This window comes from Pseudomonas arvensis (assembly GCF_056688935.1).
Genome location: NZ_CP162038.1, coordinates 2,004,712 through 2,022,704 on the forward strand (window position 1 = coordinate 2,004,712; position 17,993 = coordinate 2,022,704).

General features: G+C 62.3%; 13 protein-coding genes, 1 rRNA gene and 1 pseudogene. 6 read left to right on the forward strand and 9 right to left on the reverse strand.

Features of this window, described 5'->3' with window-relative positions:
- Positions 1-75: 75 nt before the first annotated feature.
- Positions 76-191 (forward strand): 5S ribosomal RNA (rrf, locus tag AB3G88_RS09310).
- A gap of 273 nt (positions 192-464) precedes the next feature.
- Positions 465-2,357, forward strand: coding sequence for a penicillin-binding protein 2 (mrdA, locus tag AB3G88_RS09315; RefSeq protein WP_099584831.1), 1,893 nt, complete (start codon positions 465-467; stop codon positions 2,355-2,357).
- A 1-nt stretch (position 2,358) separates the two neighbouring features.
- Here the strand turns inward: mrdA and AB3G88_RS09320 are convergent, their stop codons facing one another.
- Positions 2,359-2,760, reverse strand: a complete 402-nt coding sequence (locus AB3G88_RS09320; RefSeq protein WP_400528403.1) for a GFA family protein — start codon at positions 2,758-2,760, stop codon at positions 2,359-2,361.
- A gap of 99 nt (positions 2,761-2,859) precedes the next feature.
- Between AB3G88_RS09320 and AB3G88_RS09325 the strand changes: the two genes are divergently transcribed.
- The 4 genes and pseudogenes from AB3G88_RS09325 (at position 2,860) to AB3G88_RS09340 (ending at position 7,215) form a co-directional block, all read left to right on the forward strand.
- Entirely contained in the window at positions 2,860-3,327 is a 468-nt protein-coding gene (locus AB3G88_RS09325; protein WP_400528402.1) for an SRPBCC family protein, read from the forward strand.
- Between the two features lie 115 nt (positions 3,328-3,442).
- Positions 3,443-5,800: pseudogene (locus tag AB3G88_RS09330) on the forward strand (DNA polymerase II).
- Between the two features lie 42 nt (positions 5,801-5,842).
- Positions 5,843-6,475 carry a glutathione S-transferase N-terminal domain-containing protein gene (locus AB3G88_RS09335; RefSeq protein ID WP_250926446.1) on the forward strand — a complete coding sequence of 211 codons (633 nt, stop codon included), beginning with the start codon at positions 5,843-5,845 and terminating at the stop codon, positions 6,473-6,475.
- Positions 6,476-6,639: 164 nt separating this feature from the next.
- Complete coding sequence (locus tag AB3G88_RS09340; protein ID WP_112194421.1) at positions 6,640-7,215, forward strand: DUF4174 domain-containing protein; 576 nt, start codon at positions 6,640-6,642, stop codon at positions 7,213-7,215.
- Between the two features lie 40 nt (positions 7,216-7,255).
- Here AB3G88_RS09340 and AB3G88_RS09345 read toward each other — a convergent pair whose 3' ends face one another.
- The 8 genes from AB3G88_RS09345 to AB3G88_RS09380 are packed head-to-tail and all read right to left on the reverse strand — an operon-like array spanning position 7,256 to position 17,983.
- The gene (locus tag AB3G88_RS09345) at positions 7,256-8,299 is read right to left on the reverse strand and encodes an acyltransferase family protein (protein WP_112194423.1); all 1,044 of its coding nucleotides are present in this window, start codon (positions 8,297-8,299) and stop codon (positions 7,256-7,258) included.
- Between the two features lie 22 nt (positions 8,300-8,321).
- The gene (locus AB3G88_RS09350; protein WP_480453759.1) at positions 8,322-9,731 is read right to left on the reverse strand and encodes a lipid II flippase MurJ; all 1,410 of its coding nucleotides are present in this window, start codon (positions 9,729-9,731) and stop codon (positions 8,322-8,324) included.
- The gene (locus tag AB3G88_RS09355) at positions 9,731-11,167 is read right to left on the reverse strand and encodes an O-antigen ligase family protein (RefSeq protein WP_250926449.1); all 1,437 of its coding nucleotides are present in this window, start codon (positions 11,165-11,167) and stop codon (positions 9,731-9,733) included. The genes AB3G88_RS09350 and AB3G88_RS09355 overlap by 1 nt, the downstream gene beginning before the upstream one ends.
- A complete protein-coding gene (locus AB3G88_RS09360) occupies positions 11,164-12,267 on the reverse strand; it encodes a glycosyltransferase family 4 protein (protein WP_480453761.1) in 1,104 nt (367 codons plus the stop codon). Before AB3G88_RS09360 ends, AB3G88_RS09355 begins: the two co-directional genes overlap by 4 nt.
- The gene (locus AB3G88_RS09365; protein WP_480453762.1) at positions 12,258-13,475 is read right to left on the reverse strand and encodes a glycosyltransferase family 4 protein; all 1,218 of its coding nucleotides are present in this window, start codon (positions 13,473-13,475) and stop codon (positions 12,258-12,260) included. The genes AB3G88_RS09360 and AB3G88_RS09365 overlap by 10 nt, the downstream gene beginning before the upstream one ends.
- 8 nt (positions 13,476-13,483) lie before the next feature.
- On the reverse strand, positions 13,484-14,812 hold the full coding sequence (locus AB3G88_RS09370; RefSeq protein ID WP_480453763.1) for a GH39 family glycosyl hydrolase: 1,329 nt from the start codon (positions 14,810-14,812) through the stop codon (positions 13,484-13,486).
- On the reverse strand, positions 14,802-15,992 hold the full coding sequence (locus tag AB3G88_RS09375) for a glycosyltransferase (RefSeq protein WP_191948404.1): 1,191 nt from the start codon (positions 15,990-15,992) through the stop codon (positions 14,802-14,804). The genes AB3G88_RS09370 and AB3G88_RS09375 overlap by 11 nt, the downstream gene beginning before the upstream one ends.
- On the reverse strand, positions 15,992-17,983 hold the full coding sequence (locus AB3G88_RS09380) for a GumC family protein (protein ID WP_099584844.1): 1,992 nt from the start codon (positions 17,981-17,983) through the stop codon (positions 15,992-15,994). The genes AB3G88_RS09375 and AB3G88_RS09380 overlap by 1 nt, the downstream gene beginning before the upstream one ends.
- Positions 17,984-17,993: the final 10 nt, after the last annotated feature.

Consider the following 17,993-nt stretch of genomic DNA (forward strand, 5'->3'; position numbering starts at 1 on the left):
ACAAAACACCGAAAGCTATCACATACCCAATTTGCTGAAGCGAGGCCAACAGGCCGCGACTCAGTACCCGAATTTCTTGACGACCATAGAGCATTGGAACCACCTGATCCCATCCCGAACTCAGTAGTGAAACGATGCATCGCCGATGGTAGTGTGGGGTTTCCCCATGTGAGAGTAGGTCATCGTCAAGATTAAATTCCAGAACCCCTGTTTGCTAACGCAAACAGGGGTTTTGTTTTGGGCGCTCGGAAAGCGCCGCAATTGCTCCGGGGCGCTTCTCGTATATCCGCCGGGGCGGCAGGACGACCCCCTAGCCATCAATCTGCAAACCCTCCTCCAAGTACCGTTGAGGAATTCAATGCAAAGTGTTTCTGCATTTTTGGTATGGTGCAGCACATTTTCCCAAGGATTGATCTTTCATCGCAGGATGCGGCGTCGACCTTCTTCAACGAGATGCGGTAGCAATGCCTGAACCTATAACGATTAAAGATCACGAAAAAGAGCACCGTCTGGTCAATAAACGCCTGCTCGCTTGTGCGCTGTTGGTGATTGGCATTACATGCGCCCTGGTGGGGCGTATGTATTTCCTGCAGGTCGTGCAGTTCGACTATCACTCCACCATCTCTGAAAACAACCGTGTTCATGTGCTGCCCATCACGCCGACGCGTGGGCTAATCTACGACCGCAACGGCGTGGTACTCGCCGACAACCGCCCCAGTTACAACCTGACCATCACCCGGGAGCGCACCGCCGACCTCAAGGGCGAATTGGACGATATCGTCAACCTTCTGCACCTGCCTGCCGAGGACCGCGGACTGTTCGACAAAGCCCTGAAGCAGGCACGTCATCCTTTTGTCCCGGTGACATTGTTTTACGAGTTGACCGAAGAACAGATCGCATTGCTGGCAGTGAATGAGTTTCGCCTGCCAGGTGTCGACGTAGAGCCGCAGTTCGTCCGTCACTATCCGTTAGGCGCGCACTTCGCTCACTCCATTGGCTATGTGGGACGCATCAACGAGAAAGAATCCAAGGCCCTGGACTCGGTGGAGTACCGCGGCACGCAATCCATCGGCAAGACCGGTATTGAGCGATTCTACGAGTCCGAGTTGCACGGTCATGTCGGCTATGAAGAAGTCGAGACCAACGCCCAGGGCCGTGTGCTGCGAGTGCTCAAGCACACCGATCCGATCCCTGGAAAAAGTATCGTCCTGAGCCTTGACGTTAAACTCCAGGAAGCGGCAGAGGAGGCGCTTGGCGATCGCCGTGGTTCGGTGGTTGCCCTTGACCCGCAGACAGGCGAAGTACTGGCCATGGTCAGCAAACCGAGTTTCGACCCGAACCTGTTCGTCACCGGCATCAGCTTCAAGGAATACGCTGCACTGCACGACTCCATCGACCGACCGCTGTTCAACCGCGTCCTTAGAGGCCTGTATGCACCGGGCTCGACCATCAAGCCAGAAGTGGCCATCGCCGGTCTGGACAGCGGCGTAGTCACCGCTCAAACCCGGGTGTTCGACCCCGGTTACTACCAACTGCCCGACTTCGACCATAAATACCGTAACTGGAACCACAGTGGCGACGGTTGGGTGGACATGGACGCAGCCATCATGCGCTCCAACGACACCTACTTTTACGATTTGGCCCACAAGCTGGGTATCGACCGCCTGCACGACTATCTGGCGGAATTCGGCCTTGGTCAGAAGGTCTCCCTGGATATGTTCGAAGAGTCAGCCGGCCTGATGCCATCCCAGGCCTGGAAACGTGCAACCCGCCGCCAGCCTTGGTTTCCGGGCGAAACCGTGATCCTCGGCATCGGCCAGGGCTACATGCAGGTCACGCCGCTGCAACTGGCCCAGGCCACTGCGCTGATCGCCAACAAAGGTGTATGGAACCGACCGCACCTGGCCAAGACGATCAATGGCGTACCGCCCGTTGACGAAAACCCCATGCCGAACGTTGTGCTCAAAGACCCGCGTGACTGGGAGCAGGTCAACCACGGCATGCAACTGGTGATGCACGATCCGCGCGGTATCGCCCGGGCTGCTGCGCAAGGCGCGCAATACCGCATCGCCGGCAAGAGTGGCACCGCCCAGGTAGTCGCGATCAAGCAGGGCGAACGCTACAACCGCGAGAAAACCCTGGAACGCCACCGTGATAACGCCTTGTTTGTCGGCTTTGCTCCTGCGGAACATCCGAAAATCGTGATTTCGGTGATGATCGAAAACGGCGAGGCGGGTGGTCGCGTCGCGGGGCCAGTGGTGCGGCAGATCATGGATGCTTGGTTGCTGGACCAGGAAGGTCACCTGAAGCCGCAATATGCAACGCCGGCCAAGGCACCGGGCGATCCGCGCGTCTAGGTCATATCTGCCACTCGTCCCAGTGCTCCACGTCCTCATAGGCAAGCCAGGGCACTTCATGACTCGTCCAGATGTGCGAGGTAGGACTGACGCCCGGATCATCATCCAGCGTCGCCACTCGCACAATGACATGAGGTTGCTGCCTGCGTTCCGCCATCAGGTGTGAGCCGCAGCACTTGCAGAAATGTCTGAATTTACCCGGTGACGATTGGAAGGCCACGAGCAGTTCCTCTCCCTGCGTCCAGCGAAAATGCTCGCGCATCACCCCGGCCGTTGCGACAAACGCCGCCGCGTGTATTTTGCGGCAACTTATACAGTGGCAGTGGCTGATGGGCATATCCAATGTGTCCACCTGATAGCGCACACCTTTGCAGAAGCAACTTCCATTCAATGGTTCAGTCATAACGTATTGCCGGGTTCAAGGAGGGAGTCATCATCATTGCTTACAACCTCAGGTTGCGCATTGTTTGATGTCGCCTACTGTCAATGGAGGAGGTGACTTATGCACGTATTAGATCGCATCGAGCGAAAGGTCCTGCTCAACGCTTCACGCAAACAGGTCTGGGAAGCGCTGACCAATGCCGAGCAATTCGGTCATTGGTTTCGCGTCGCCCTTAAGGGCAAAGTCTTTGTGGCCGGAGAAACCATCGAGGCCCAGATTACCTACCCAGGTTACGAGCACGTTGTCTGGAAAGCCAAAATCGAACGCATCCTGCCACAGACGTTGTTTTCCTTCTGGTGGCATCCGTTTGCGGTGGAGAAGGGCGTCGATTATGACAAGGAAACGCCCACCCTGGTGGAGTTCACCATTGAAGATCGCGCGCCGGGCATCCTGCTGCGGGTGGTCGAATCCGGCTTCTACAACGTGCCCCAAGCCCGCCGCCAGAAGGCCTTCAAGATGAACTCTCGTGGCTGGGACGAGCAAATGGGTAATATCGAAGACTTTCTGAACAAAGCCCGTCGGGCGTGAACCAAACGGGCATCATTGCTGATGCCCGCGCTTGCCGCTTTCAGCTTTCATGGGGGCGTTTGCCACGATGCCGCGTAGAATCAACGCCTGAAAGCGATTCCTGAGGTGCGGTACGGTGGATTTACAGCAGGGTTTTGTCCTGACCCGGCATTGGCGCGATACCCCGGCGGGCACGGAGGTGAGTTTCTGGCTCGCCACCGACCAGGGGCCAAGGTTTATCCGCCTACCCGTGCAGACCTCGGTGATGTTTATCCCTGAAGCCCACCGCAAGCCACTTGATTGGCTGCTCAAGGGCGAGCGCGATATCGAACTGCGCCCGCTGCAGTTGTGCGATTTCCACCACCGTCCGGTGCTGGGCCTGTATACCCGCCAGCACCGCCAACTGATGGATGTGGAAAAACGCCTGCGCGCGGCCGGCGTCGATGTCTACGAAGCCGATGTACGCCCGCCTGAGCGCTATATGATGGAGCGCTTCATCACCGCCCCCGTCTGGTTCGGCGGCACGCCCGACGCCACGGGCGCGCTGTGCGACGCGCAGATGAAACCCGCGCCCGATTACCGCCCCCCGCTCAAACTGGTGTCCCTGGACATCGAGACCACCGCCCAGGGCGACCTGTATTCCATCGCCCTCGAAGGCTGCGGTGAGCGCCAGGTCTACATGCTCGGCCCGCCGAACAAAACCGATTCAGTCGACTTCAAGCTCGACTACTGCGACACCCGCGCCCAACTGCTCGAACGCCTCAACCAATGGCTCGCCACCTTTGATCCAGACGCGATCATTGGCTGGAACGTGGTGCAGTTCGACCTGCGCGTGCTCCACGAGCATGCCCAACGCCTCAAGGTGCCGCTCATGCTCGGGCGTGGCGACGAACCCATGGCCTGGCGCGAACACGGCAGCCGCAATCATTACTTCGCCGCAGCGGCGGGGCGCCTGATCATCGACGGGATCGAAGCCCTGCGCTCAGCCACGTGGAGCTTCGAATCCTTCAGCCTGGAAAACGTCGCGCAAACCCTGCTGGGCGAAGGCAAGGACATCTCCACGCCCTACCAGCGCATGGACGAAATCAACCGCATGTTCGCCGAGGACAAGCCTGCCCTGGCGCGCTACAACCTCAAGGACTGCGAACTGGTCACGCGGATTTTCGAGAAGACCGAACTGCTCAAGTTCCTGCTCGAACGGGCCAGCGTCACCGGGCTGCCGGCCGACCGCAATGGCGGATCGGTCGCCGCATTCACCCACCTGTACATGCCGCTGATGCACCGCCAGGGTTTCGTCGCACCCAACCTGGGGGACAAACCGCCCCAGGCCAGCCCCGGCGGCTTTGTCATGGACTCGCGTCCCGGCCTCTACGAATCGGTGCTGGTACTCGATTACAAAAGCCTCTACCCGTCGATCATCCGCAGCTTTCTGATCGACCCCGTGGGCCTGATCGAAGGCCTCAAATACCCGGAAGACAGCGACTCGGTGGAAGGCTTTCGCGGTGCGCGTTTTTCCCGCACGCGTCATTGCCTGCCGTCCATCGTCGCCCGTGTCTCCGAGGGCCGCGAAGTGGCCAAGCGTGAACACAATGCGCCGCTGTCCTAAGCCCTGAAAATCATCATGAACGCGTTCTACGGCGTGCTCGGTTCCAGTGGTTGCCGCTTTTTCGATACCCGGCTGGCCTCGTCGATCACGATGCGCGGCCACCAGATCATGCGCCAGACCCGCGAGCTGGTTGAGGCTCAAGGCTATGAGGTGATCTACGGCGACACCGACTCCACCTTCGTCTGGCTCGGCAAGGCCCATTCCCAGGAGGATGCCAGCCGGATCGGCCAGGCATTGGTGCAGCACGTCAATGCGTGGTGGCGCGAGCATCTGCACAGTGCATTCGGCCTGCAAAGTGCCCTGGAGCTGCAATACGAAACCCACTTCACGCGCTTTCTCATGCCGACCATTCGCGGTGCGGAGGAGGGCAGCAAAAAACGCTATGCCGGCTTGGTCACCCGCGCCGATGGCCGCGAAGACATGGTCTACAAAGGCCTGGAGACCGTGCGCAGCGACTGGTCGCCCCTGGCCCGGCAATTCCAGCAGGAACTCTACCAGCGCATCTTCCACCGCCTGCCCCATCAAGACTACATCCGCGATTACGTGCGCCGTACCCTGAGCGGCGAATTCGACGAACTGCTGATCTACCGCAAGCGCCTGCGCCGCCGGTTGGATGACTACGAACGCAATGTGCCGCCCCACGTGCGCGCCGCGCGCCTGGCCGATGACTACAACGACCGCCTCGGGCGCCCGCGCCAGTACCAGCGTGGCGGTTGGATCAGCTATGTGATCAGTGTCAACGGCCCTGAGCCGCTGGAAGTGCGCCAAGCCCCCATCGACTACGATCACTACGTCACCCGGCAGTTGCAGCCGGTGGCGGACGCGATTCTGCCGTTTGTGAATGACGATTTCAGCACCTTGGTCGGCGGACAAATGGGGCTGTTCTGACCTTTAACCACGGTTCATCCCCAGCGATAGGAGACAACGCCCATGTACACGCTCTACGGCACTGACGAATCCGGCTCCTGCATGATCGAGATTGCCTTGCAACGTTGCGCGGTGCCGTGGCACCGGGTGGACGCCAGCTCGTGGCAGGAGAGCGCGGGCAGCGATGCCCTGGCGCGCATCAACCCGCTCAAGCAGATCCCTACGTTGGTCACGCCCGATGGCCAGGTGCTGACCGAAAGTGCAGCGATCCTGATCCACCTGGGCCTTGAGTTTCCCGGCTCACAGCTGCTGGGCGGCGACCGTGCGCAAGTCATCAGGGGCCTGGTGTACATCGCCGCCAATTGCTATTCGGCGATTGGTATTATCGACTACCCGCAACGCTGGCTGGGCAATGCCAATGAAGCGGCCCAAGCGCAGCTGGTAACCGGGACTCGTCGCTACCTGCATCAGGCCTGGGTGGTGTTCGCCGATCAGTTCGAACACCAGCTGTTTGCCCCGAACGGTGAGCCGAATGCACTGGCAATCATGGCCGCAGCCGTGTCGCGCTGGGACGACGCGCGTGAGGCATTGAGCCGCTTGGCACCTGGCTTTGCCCAGACGCTGGCGCAGGTGGATGCCGACCCTGTCGTGGCCCCTGTGTTTGCGCGGCATTGGCCGGACTGGAAGGTCTCGTAATGTGTCCGCAATCAACGGAAACAATCACGCATGTTCGCGCCAAACCCTTGCTTAGCGGGCTCCCTGACCTACGCTTTCTTAAAGCTGTGTAGGAATCATCCTTGAATTTGACTGTCGCAGACATGAAACTCAAGAACCCTGCATGGAATTCAAAGGAGGTGCGCATGCTCATCCGGTCGCTGACCCTGGCTACCTTGATGGCTTTTACGGGGCCGCTGTTGGCTGCTGATGATATCAACCCGCTCAAGCAGGATCTGGGCAAGGCCCGGCCGCTTGTGGTGGTGGAGCTTGATTCAGGCAACTCCACGCTGGCGACCCTCAAGAAACAACTGGACGAACCTGCCACCAAGCAGTCCTTTGAAGAGCGCGCCATGGTGTTCTACACCGTGAAGTTCGGCAGTATCGGCGCCGAAGGCGAGAAGTTCGCCAAAGACCCCAAGGACAACAAAAAGCTCACGCCGCCCGAAACCAACGCACTGATCCGTGCGCTCAAACTGGGCGCGGGCAGTGGCACCAAGGTGATCCTGATTGGCAAGGACGGCGAGAAAAAAGTCGAGAAAACCGTGCCACCGGATACCCTCGACCTGAAGGAGTTCTTCAGCACCATCGACCAGATGCCCATGGCGGAGAAAGAAGCCGCTGCCGCCGCAGAACCCGAGCCGGCCCCACCTGCGCCAGCCAAGGGCGCCAAACCGGCCAAACCGGGCAGCAAGCCCGCCCCGCAACAACTGGACGATTGAAACACAGGCCTATGTGGGCGCTGCTCGCTCCCACATAGGTTCAGCGGCGCTGTCCAGGCGCTTTGCGTACCGGAAACGGAAAGTAGAAAAACCGCAAGAACGCTACCCGCTTGATCACTTCCCCGATCAACAACGGCACCACCACGGCCACGACAAAACCGATGCAGGCCGCGATAAATGCATGCAGCCCGAGACGCTCCATCAGGTCGAAGGTCTTGTGTTGGATCTCGCCATGAAAGATCAACAGGATCAGGGTCGACTGGCCGATATAGGTCATAGCCCGGGTGATCAGTGCCGATACCATCAGCACCCGCGCCAACGCCCAGCACAGGTACACGCCGATCACCGCCAGCAGGCTGGTCCACAGCCAATGGTCGTAGCGTCGTTGCGCCAGGTCCATGGTATCGCCTCGATAGAGGAACACCGCAGCGAACAACCCGATGGAAACCAGCAAGGTCAGCAAGGAGCCCTCATGCGTGCGCAGCCAGTCGCGCAGCAAGTAGCCGTAGACAAAACACGCGCTGCTGATCAGGGTGATATCCAGGCTGAACGGCAACCCTGGCAACACCCACGCGTGGCCGCCGATGGTTACCGGCAATTGCCAGAACCACGGCAGCGTCCAGATGCCAATCAGCAGCGGCACCAGCATCACCAGGCAACTCAGTGCGAGCGGCAGGCGTTGGATCAGGCGCAACAGCAGCCAACTGAACAGAATCGCCACCCAGAAGTGCGGCAAAAACCACAGCGCCTGCCACGGGATGGTGTCCACCGAGGCGTACAGCACGCCACCGATGTCCGGCAGCAACGGCTGGCCGCGCAACACATCGCGCACGATCACATACAACAGCATGGTGAAGAAAAAAGGCTTGAGCAGGCCGTCGGCCTTGCGCACGGCCATTTCTACAAACGGCTGCTCTGGCTTGAAAAACACCCCGGACAGAAAGAAGAACAACGGCAGCACGAACGACGCGAGGATCGGATACATCAGCTCCCGGGACGTCGCAACAAACCAGCTGTGGGCATACACGATCACCAGGATGCCGATGCCTTTGGCGATATCCATCTGGATCCAGCGATGTTTCATGGGTGTCTCCCCAGTCGATCCTTCATGCCTTGCGCCATGGCTTGAGCCATAGCCCCATCCCGAGCAACACCGCCGCGCCGGCCAATGTGCTCAGCCCCAGTTGCAGCCACAGGCCTTCAAGACGAAACAACACCAGTGCCGCCACGCCCAGCGCCAGCGCATTGAGCAGCCAGTGCCGTGCCCAGGGCAGGGCGCCGAGCAGTGCCTGGCGCTGCATCAGCAGCAGCCCGGTGCACATCACGCCCGCCAGCGCAGCCAGTGGAATCCCGGCCAGGCCGAACACAAACGGCAACACGCCTAGCAGCAGCACGTTGACCAGGCTGCCGAGCAATTCGCAACGCAGCGGCTGGCGCGTATCGCCGGCGGCGTAGGCGTAACGCGCAAGCAAGGCGTTCCAGGCGCCGAACACCAACGGCACGGCAAACCACGCCAGCAGCAGCGGCAACGGCGAGTCCGCCGATTGTTGGGGCAACAGCAGCGCCACCAGGCTCGGTGCCGCAGCGACCAGCCCGACGCCGGCGGGCAGGGTCAGCACGCTGGCGGTTTCCAGGCCGCGCTTGAGCAGAGCCAGGCGCGCATCGCCCTGGCGTCGGCTCATCATGCCCAGCAGCACCTGATTGAGGCTCATCAGAGCAATCAGCGGCAGGTTCATCAGCTTGCGGGCCAGGTTGACCCACGTCACCGCGCCCTCGCCGAGCAGCGAGGCCACGAGTCTTTCGATCAGCGCCAGGCCCTGGCTGGCCCCGTTGCTGATCAACAAGGGACCGATACGTTCGCCCAGCTCGCGCAGCGGCGCGTAGGTCAGTTGCCAGCGCCACGGCCGCCAGCCCTGGCGCCACATCGACGGCAGCAACGCCAGTGGCATCAGCAGGCTCCCGGCGAGGCACGCCAGGGCCAGTGAGTGAGGTTGGGTCGCGGTGCCCGCGAGGGCGAGGTACGTCACGGGTGGCAGGTTGAACAACAACGAGCCCAGCCCGGCCAGCACAAAACGTTCGCTGGCCTGCAACGGAATGCTGAACAACGCATGCAGCATCAAGCCCGGTACGCACCAGGCGACGATCTGCAGGTTGCTGCTGGCCATCGCCGTCGCAGTGTCGGCCAGGCCCGGTCCGAGCACTTGCACCAGCCACGGCGCCGACAACGTCAGCAGCAGGCTGGTGACCAGGGCGATCAGCATCAAGGCCGGAAACAACACCGCCAGCCAGTCCAGCCGTTCGCCGTCCTTGCGCGCCAGGTACAACGGCAACGCCGCCGCACTGAGCACGCCGCCGGCCAATGACATGCGCAGCGCCTCGGGCAAAAACAGCGCAATCAGGAACGCATCGCTGCGCTCTCCCGCGCCCCAGGCCGCCACCAGCAACCATTCACGTGCAAACCCCAGGCACAGGCCCAACAACGTCGCCAGGGTCAGCCATGCGGCGGAGCCGAGCATCAGGGCTGTGCGCCGTTGAGCAGCGGTTTGCGATAGACCACCGTTTTGACCTGCGGCAGGCGCGCCGGAAACAGTCGCCGCGCTTCCAGTACGTTGATGCCCACCATCAGCCAGAACAGCGCCACCATCACCACTGCAAAACTGAAGTAGTGGTCAAACAAGCCGCTCACCAGCGCCGCCAGAATCCCCGCCGTGGTGCCCAGCCACAGGGCGTTGTCCTTGGTCAGGCGGATCGGGCCTTTCTCCGGGCGGGCTTCACGCCACCAGCGCACGGTCACTGCCACAAACAGCAGCATGCCGACGAGGCCGATCTTGTAGATGTAGTTCAGCCACAGGTTGGAGATGCCCAGCAGGTGAGTGCCCGGCACCGGCGGGTCGACCTTGAAACCGATGCCCAACGGGTACGCCGCCACGGCTTGAGGGAACATGCGGTACTCGTCAAAACGCACTTCGGTACTGGCGTTGTCCGAGGAAAAAATCGTCGCCAGACGATCCTGCAACGGCGGATAAGCCATCACCAGCGCCACCGTCAGCGCCGCGCCGATCATCAACAGGCGACCGGTGTACGGCACGCGCCGCGTGGCCATCCACATCAGCACCAGCGCCAGGCTGACCATCGCGCCACGGCTACTGGCCAACAGCAGCGCGGCCGCTCCCAAGCAGGCCACGCCCAGGCCCAGTGCGCGTTTCCAGCCTTGCTCGGTCATGCCGAAACAGAAGGCCAGTGGCAGCAGCAACGCCATGATCCCGCCGATGGCATTCGGGTGAGTCCACGGCGAGCCCATGCGCGAAGACATGGCCTCCAGACCAAATTTGAGCGTGTCGAAGTTGGCGTAGTTGAACAGCCTCAGGATGGGCGCGATCCCGGCCCCTGAGCGCGTACTTACGAACACCGCGATGGACAGCACCAGCATCGCCAGGGTGCCGAGCAACAGGGCGATCACCAGGGACTCGCGGCGCTTCTGGTCCACCAGCAATTTAGCGGCGAGGAACACCCCCGACAGGTTCAGCAACCAGCGCAGCCAGTTGGCCAGGCCACTGCTGCTGTCGGCCTGGGTGATGACCTGCCCGACGATGAAGGGGAACACGCTGAACAGCATCAACCACAGCAGCATCTGATCGGTGGGGCGTCGGACCAGGCTGGGCGCCTGGGGCAGGCGCGAGAGGAAGCTGTGCCACAGGATCGCGCCCCAGGTCAGGGCCAGAATCGCCTCGCTCACCGTGGTACGAATGCCCAGGTTGACCGTCGAGTACGGCATGAACGTCGCCACGGCGGCAAACAGCAACAGGCCCCAGAACGGAAAGCGCAGGATGGTCACCGCCGCCGCCAGGCCGGCCACGGCGACAAACGCCTTGGCCGGCGACAGCAGCAGGGCCAGGGCGCCAAACAGCAGGCCGAAGAGGATCGCGACGAGGCTTGCCAGATTGTCTCTCACGTCAGTTCCTCGATCAGTTCGGCCAGGCACCGACGGTAGGCTTGGTGGTTGAAGCGCTGCGCCCATTGGCGCCGTTGCTCGGGGGATTCTTCGTCGGCCTGCTCACCCAGGCCGACCATCAAGTGCACCAGCGCCGGGCCATCGGTGGGCGAAAAGCGCGGGGCCGAGGGCGGGGTGATTTCATCCAGCGACGTACCGCTGGCCACCGCGACGGGGGTGCCGACGCTCAGCGCTTCGATCACCGGCAGGCCGAACCCTTCGGCATAGGAGGGTTGCCACAGGCGCGAGGCCTGGCGGTACAGCGCGTGCAACTCTGCATCCGACACACCGCTCAAGGCGCGAATGCCCGGCAGCGCGCGTTGGGCTTCGGGCAAATGATCGAGGCTGCCTACCAAGACCAGCTCCGGCACGGCGGATGATTGGCTGCGTGCTTGCTGCCAGGCGTCCACCAGAAACGGCACGTTCTTGCGCAACTCGCGGGTGCCCACCAGCAACCAGTAACGCGCTGGCAACTGGCGTGCGCTGAGGTCGGCGGCCAGCGCGGAGAACCCGTCGACCTGGTTGGGCAGTACGCGAATCTTGCCCGCCGCCTTGGGAAACAGCCGCGCGGTTTCATCGGCGCTGTACTGCGACGGCGTCCATACGCGGTCGGCGCTGTGTACCGCGTAGGCAATCGACAGGCGATCGCTGGTCTTGTAGATCAACGCCTTCATCCGGTTGGCGTGGTAGTTGTCCAGGGTGATCTGAAACAGATCATGCAACAGCACGACGGTGCGCAACCCCGGCGGTTTGGGTGGCAGCGGCAAGCCCATATTGAAGGTGCTGATGTACAGATCGATATGCTGTTCGCGCAAGGCCCGCGGCAGGAAACCCGCCTCGAAACGCAGGCGATTCTGCGGCTGATGCATGGCCGTCTTGGCGCAGCCCCAGGGCGGACAATGGGCCCACAACCGGGTTTCATCGCCCAAAGGCGCCACGGTAAAGCGCTCGACCTCGGTGCCCGGCAGGGTGTGCAGCGCACTTTCCAGCGCATACACCTGGCGGCTGATGCCCGATTGCGGCGAGGTGCCGACGGTGCGGTAATCCAGGCCTACACGCATGCCGGCTCCTTTTGGTTTTGCGGCACGAGGGTGGCGTAGACCTGCTCCAGCTGGCTGGCGGCGACGCTCCAGTCATGGGCGCGACGCACATAGGCGCGGCCCGATTCCCCCATGGGGGTGGCGGCGCCGGGAAATTGCAGCAGGCGCACCACCGCATCGGCCAGCTCGGTGGCGCTTTGTCCGCCGAGGTAGTCCAGGCCTTCCACCAGGTCCAGCCCGGAGACGCCTTGCTCGGTGCTTGCCAGTGGCAGGCCGGCGGCCAGGGCTTCGAGCACCTTGAGTTTCGAACCGCCGCCGTGGCGCAACGGTGCCAGAAACACCGAGCAGCTCGATTGCAGATTCAGCAGGTTGGGCACAAAGCCTTGCCATTCGATGCGCGGGTCTTTCCAGCGCTCGCGCCAACTGTCCGGCATGCCAAAACCGCACACGCTCATGCGCGCGTCCGGGCAGCGCACCCAGACCTTGGGCAGGATTTCATCCAGGGCCCACTCGATGGCGTCCACGTTCGGCGCGTATTCATAGTTGCCAAGGAACAGCACACGGCGGGTCGACGGGTCGGGATGGGCGCCGGCGAAGTGATCGCAGTCCACGCCATTGACCACCACGGGCACCGGTTTGCCGGCTATTTTTTCCAGGGTCTTCGCGTCGCTGTCGGTGACGGCCACCACCTGCGCGGCCTGGCGCATCACTCGGCGTTCCCAGCGCGCATAGCGCCATTGATCGTAGCGAATGAAGGGCAGCGCCCAGCGCGGCAAACGGTCGTAAGTGGCCGCACCGAGGGCAGACTCAACATTATGTTCGGTCAGCACAAACGGCTGGGATCTACGCGCCAGGGCATCTTCGTAAGGCTGGAAGCTGTAGCTGTGCTCGATCTGCACCACGTCCCACGGCTCACCCAGCAACCAATTGAAGGTGTCCTGCAACTCGCCCGACAAGCCATTCACGCTGGCCAGCAGCGGGTAGGGCGCCAACAGCCCGGCTATCAGGGTCGTGAAGCTGCGTAACGGGCGGCGCGGCAGGATGATCAACTGTTCGACAAACGCTTCCAGCACCTGGCGGTCGGTGAGCGACACCGGGTGCTTGTCATGCAGCAACAAGGTGATCCGGTGCCCACGCGCCGCCAGGCTGCGCAGCAGATGGAACTGGCGCGTCTTGCCGCCGCTGGTGGCGGGCGAGGGCGAGTAGGGCAGGATCCATAGAATGCGCATGGCAGGCCTCACTCCCATAACAGAATTTGCAGGTTCGGCTTGACCGTGACGGTCAGCCCGTGGGTGCCGCTCACCGGGGTTTGCGTGCCACGCAGCGGGTCATACAGGGTGGCGCTGGCCAAGCCGGGCAAGTGGGCGTTGCCGCCCTCGGCCGACCAGAAAAACCACAACTTGCGCCCGTCGGTGCGGGTCCAGCCGATGCTGAACAGGCCGTCGGGCAACTGGTCGGCGCTGGGCGGATCGCCGGGGGTGAGCTTTGGCCCGCTGACGTCGAGGAAGTTTTTCAGCGCGCTGTAGACCGGCTTGGGGTTGGCGTCGATGTCCAGCAAACCGTAGGACTGATCACGCACGCTGGCGCGCTGGTCCAGATCGCTCAAGGTGAACAGGAAGATCCTGTCGTAATCCAGCGCGCTCATCAGTGCCAGGCGACGCACCACGTAATCGGCCTGGGCCTGTGGGGTGATGATGTCCTGGGCGTCCTTGGGACCGGTGTAGGTCGACCAGCCCCACTCGGTGCTCCACAGGGTCTGCACGCCGGCGTTGCGCAGCGCCTGGTTGAGCGCGCTGGTCTTGGCGATAAAGTCCAGGTTGGCCGGGTCGTTGCCTTCGGGCAATTGGGTGTAGGGATGGTAGGAGATAACAGTGTTCAGGCTGGCCACACCGAGTGCGCCGAGGGCGTCCAACATGGTCTGGCCGTTGGGCATTTCGCTGAAGAACGCCATACCGGCAGCGACCACCGGTTTGCTCGGGCTCACGGTCCGTAGCGCGGCGGCGGTGCTGGTCAGCAGCGTGGCGTAGCCGGCCGGATCGGCCACCGGGCGCCAGAAGCCCAGCAGGTTCGGTTCATTCCACACTTGCCAGGCGTCGACGCTGGGGTAGCGCTGAGCCAGCAATGCCATGCGGTTGGCGAATACGTTCGGGTCTTTCGGCGGGTACTGGTCCTGATACGGCGCACCCACCGGTGCGGTCGTGGCGAACGGTGCCGAACCGACCAGGTAGAACACCGACTTGAGTTGGTTGTCCTGCAGCTTGCCCACCAGTTGATCCAAGGTTGCCACTTGGTACTGGCCTTCGACGGGTTCCAACTGATCCCAATGCAGGTCCAGGCGCACCCACTCCAAGCCCAGCGCCTTGAGACGATCGATCTGCTTCTGGTAACGCTCGGGGCTGAACCACAGGAACTGCGCGTTCACCCCTAGAAAATCCTTCCACACCACCTCTTTGTTGCCCTTTAGCACATGGTTTTCGGCGTCCGCCTGGCGCCCCCACAAAAACGCGGTCAGGCCCAGGGCGGCGACCACGGCCAAGGTGGCAAAGTAGGTGTGTTTACGTGCCATGGCGGGTGCCCTCGATGGCCTGCTCAAACAGTGTCTTGAATTTCAGCGCGGTCAACGGCCACAAGCGCTCGCGGCCGATTTCGCCGGCGCGCTCGGCCCAGTCCCGGGCCAGCAGCGGTGTGCGCGCCAGGCGCAGCAGTTGCTCGCTGAGTGCGGCCACGTCGCCTTCGGGGTAGATGGCGCCGTTGCCGCTGGCGACTTCTTCGGCAAACGCACGGGCATCCGAGGTAATCGCACCACGACCGCACGCCGCTGCCCAGGACAACGCGCCGCTGGTGCCGCGTTGGCGCCCGAGCAGGCCGAGTTTTTTCGATTCACGGTACGGCAGCACCATCACATGGTGCGCCTGGATAGTCTGGGCGATCTCGTCGGCCGGCAGGTTCAGTCGCCAGTCGATCGCATCCGTCAGGCCGAGGTCGGCGATCTGGCTGTTCAACTGTTCCAGGTAATTGCCGCCTGCGCCGAACGCCATTTCGGCAGCGGTACCACCGGCCAGGGTCAGGCGCACACGGTCACGCCGTTCGGGGGCTTGTTTGAACACAGCAGCCAGGGCCTGCAACAGGTCCTCGATGCCTTTGCCCCGGTAGATAAAACCGAAGTACAGCAGGTGCAACGTGTCCAGCGGCGGCAGCGGCACGGGGGGGATGGCCAGGTTGGCGTGGTTGATCACCGCCACTTTGCCCGCCGGCAATTGCATGCGCTGGCTCAGGCATTCGGCGCCCAGCCGGGTGAGGGTGATCAGCCGTGTCAGGCCTTTTGCGACCTGGCGCTCTTCACGCAGGGTCAGCGGGTCGGCCAGCACCACCGCCGCCTGGGGCAGCGGGCTGGGCAAGCGTTCCAGCAGGTTCAACGGAAACGGCAACTGCTCGCGCCGCCACACGATCCGTTCCGGGTCATGCACGGTGGCGGTCAAGGGCAAGGCTGGGTGGGCCTTGCGCAGTTCACGCAGGGCCAGAAACTCCCCCAGGCGCCCGCCGCCCAACTCGGCGTGGACCAAGTCCACGCTCTGCCAGTCGAACGCAGCGATGGCCTGCTTGATCGCCTCGCTGTTGCCCGCCACACCGGTCAACGGCGTCAGCACCGTCACACCCAGGTGTTCCAAAGCCGTGCGGAAATGGTTCGCGTAGTCGGCGATCCCGTTTTTTTCCGGCGGCAATGGGGCGAGCAGGGCGATGCGCATCAGAACACCCTCTGGTACTTGGCGATGGTCTTGAGCACTTTGGCCGGCACTTCGAACTTACGCCGGTTGATGATGATGCCGTCCACCTTGCCGAACGCCGTATTGAGGATCGACAGCGCGTGCTCGACCACGGGCACTGTGCTGGTATTCGCTTCCACCACCAGGGCGATCAGGTCGGCGCGGCGCAGGTTGATAAACGCATCGCGGTTATCCAGCAGTGCGGACGCGTCCAGCAGCACCACTTCGCCCGGCTGGGCGGGTTCAGCCCCGCCGACACGCACGGTGATGCCGTTTTCCTCAAGCAACCTACGCAGGTGTTCCACCACAAATGTCACCCCTTCGCCATGGCGCGCCGAGGTCAGCCCCAGCGTCATGCCTTGCTCGGCAATCCGCTCCAACTGCAGCAAGCCGTACAGGCGGTAGATGCTCGCGTTGAACGCGTTGGTGCCTTGGGCGGTGCTGGTGTCCAGCTCCGGCAGGGTGGTCCACAGCGGCAGGCCGAACTTGCGTTCCACCAAACCGCCGTCGTGGATGCGCTGGTCGAGCAGGTAGCACAGGTAGATCACCAACAGGCCCACGACGATGGCAAACGGAATCGCCAACAGCAGCATCATCAGGGTTTTCGGGAAGATGCGACCGGGGTTCAGGGTGGCCTCTTCGATCACCGCGATGTTGCTGATCTGGCTGTTATCCAGTTCACGGTCGATGCGCGACTTTTCCAGGTTGTCCACGTACAGCGCGTAGTTGCGTTCGGCGGTGCTCAGCTCGCGGCCCAGGCGGGTCAACTCCGGTTCAATCTCCAGGGCTTGCTTGCGTTGGGCTTCCAGGTTGCTCAGTTGCTTTTGCTGCTGGAGCAGTTGGGTGCGCAGTGCCAGGTTGTTGCTCGTTTCATCCAGCAGCACCCGCTGCAAGTGGATTTCCAGGGTGTTGGGCGCACGGTTTTCCGAGCTCTGCACAGTGTTGCTTTCGCTGGCGACGTGGGCCTGCATCGCGCGGATCGACGCATCCAGAGCTTTGACCGGCGGCGCGTTATCCGTGTAGGTGCGCAGCATGTCGGCCTTTTCCAGCAGCTTCTGGTTGAGCAGGCGACGCAAGTCCTGTTGCTGTGGGTTGAGTGCGATCTGGCGCACCGTGGTCACTTCTTTGGGCTGCGTCTTGAGCTGGGTGCGGGTGCTCCCGATGGCGCTGTCGGAAGACGCGATCAGGCGCGAGGTATTGAACGTCTCGCCGCGCAACACGTTGATGCGCTCGGACAAGTCCTCCAGGCGATCAGTGATGCTGGCTGCGCCGATCTCATTGAGGTGCTTGAGAATCTGCTCCTTGAGGCTCTTGATCTCGGTGGCGCTGGTGGACACCTGGCCTTCATAGAAGACATACAGGCTCTTGCGCCCCAGTGCCTGGGTGCGTTCGTTAATGTAGGTCTCGACCCAGTCCTTGACCACCGCCTGGGCGATTTGCGGGTCACCCCAGGTGAAGCTGATGTCCATCACCGTGGAACCCGCGGCATGGCTCACGTCGAAGTTCTTCTCCAGGCTGGCTGCCAGGCGTTCGACCGGCGTGGTTTTTTCAACGATGCCCACCGTTTCCAGGACCACGCGCAGGCCGTCGAAGACGCCGTCGACCGCACTTTTGACGTAGTACTTGGTGCGCTTCAAAAAGCCCTCGGGCGGCGGCTGATTGGCAATCGCTTCCAGGTAGTGCTCGGCCACGGCCCTCACGATGGGGCGCCCGGTCAGCAGCCGCTCTTCATCGACAATCGGGTCGCGCTGGGTGCTGGGCATTACCAGTGCCTGGCGGTTACTGATCTCAATGGGCAGGGTCGAATCGCGCCCCGGTTTCACCAGCAGTCGAGCGGTGGATTCGTACTTGGCCGGTAGCAGGAAAGCCCCCAGCAGTATGATCACCAACGCGGCAATGGCGGCCAGCTTGAACTCGTGCCGGAAGATGAAGAACAGGCGTAGCAGATCACGAAAAGAACGGATCTCGATCATGGGATGTCGC

What these genes read in the sequence shown, in the direction of transcription:
- AB3G88_RS09325 (WP_400528402.1), top strand. Translation starts at nt 2,860, where the DNA reads ATGCACGTATTAGATCGCATCGAGCGAAAGGTCCTGCTCAACGCTTCA.
- AB3G88_RS09360 (WP_480453761.1), bottom strand. Translation starts at nt 12,267, where the DNA reads ATGCGTGTAGGCCTGGATTACCGCACCGTCGGCACCTCGCCGCAATCG.
- AB3G88_RS09375 (WP_191948404.1), bottom strand. Translation starts at nt 15,992, where the DNA reads ATGCGCATCGCCCTGCTCGCCCCATTGCCGCCGGAAAAAAACGGGATC.
- AB3G88_RS09345 (WP_112194423.1), bottom strand. Translation starts at nt 8,299, where the DNA reads ATGAAACATCGCTGGATCCAGATGGATATCGCCAAAGGCATCGGCATC.
- AB3G88_RS09370 (WP_480453763.1), bottom strand. Translation starts at nt 14,812, where the DNA reads ATGGCACGTAAACACACCTACTTTGCCACCTTGGCCGTGGTCGCCGCC.
- AB3G88_RS09365 (WP_480453762.1), bottom strand. Translation starts at nt 13,475, where the DNA reads ATGCGCATTCTATGGATCCTGCCCTACTCGCCCTCGCCCGCCACCAGC.
- AB3G88_RS09320 (WP_400528403.1), bottom strand. Translation starts at nt 2,760, where the DNA reads ATGACTGAACCATTGAATGGAAGTTGCTTCTGCAAAGGTGTGCGCTAT.
- AB3G88_RS09340 (WP_112194421.1), top strand. Translation starts at nt 6,640, where the DNA reads ATGCTCATCCGGTCGCTGACCCTGGCTACCTTGATGGCTTTTACGGGG.
- AB3G88_RS09380 (WP_099584844.1), bottom strand. Translation starts at nt 17,983, where the DNA reads ATGATCGAGATCCGTTCTTTTCGTGATCTGCTACGCCTGTTCTTCATC.
- AB3G88_RS09350 (WP_480453759.1), bottom strand. Translation starts at nt 9,731, where the DNA reads ATGCTCGGCTCCGCCGCATGGCTGACCCTGGCGACGTTGTTGGGCCTG.
- mrdA (WP_099584831.1), top strand. Translation starts at nt 465, where the DNA reads ATGCCTGAACCTATAACGATTAAAGATCACGAAAAAGAGCACCGTCTG.
- AB3G88_RS09335 (WP_250926446.1), top strand. Translation starts at nt 5,843, where the DNA reads ATGTACACGCTCTACGGCACTGACGAATCCGGCTCCTGCATGATCGAG.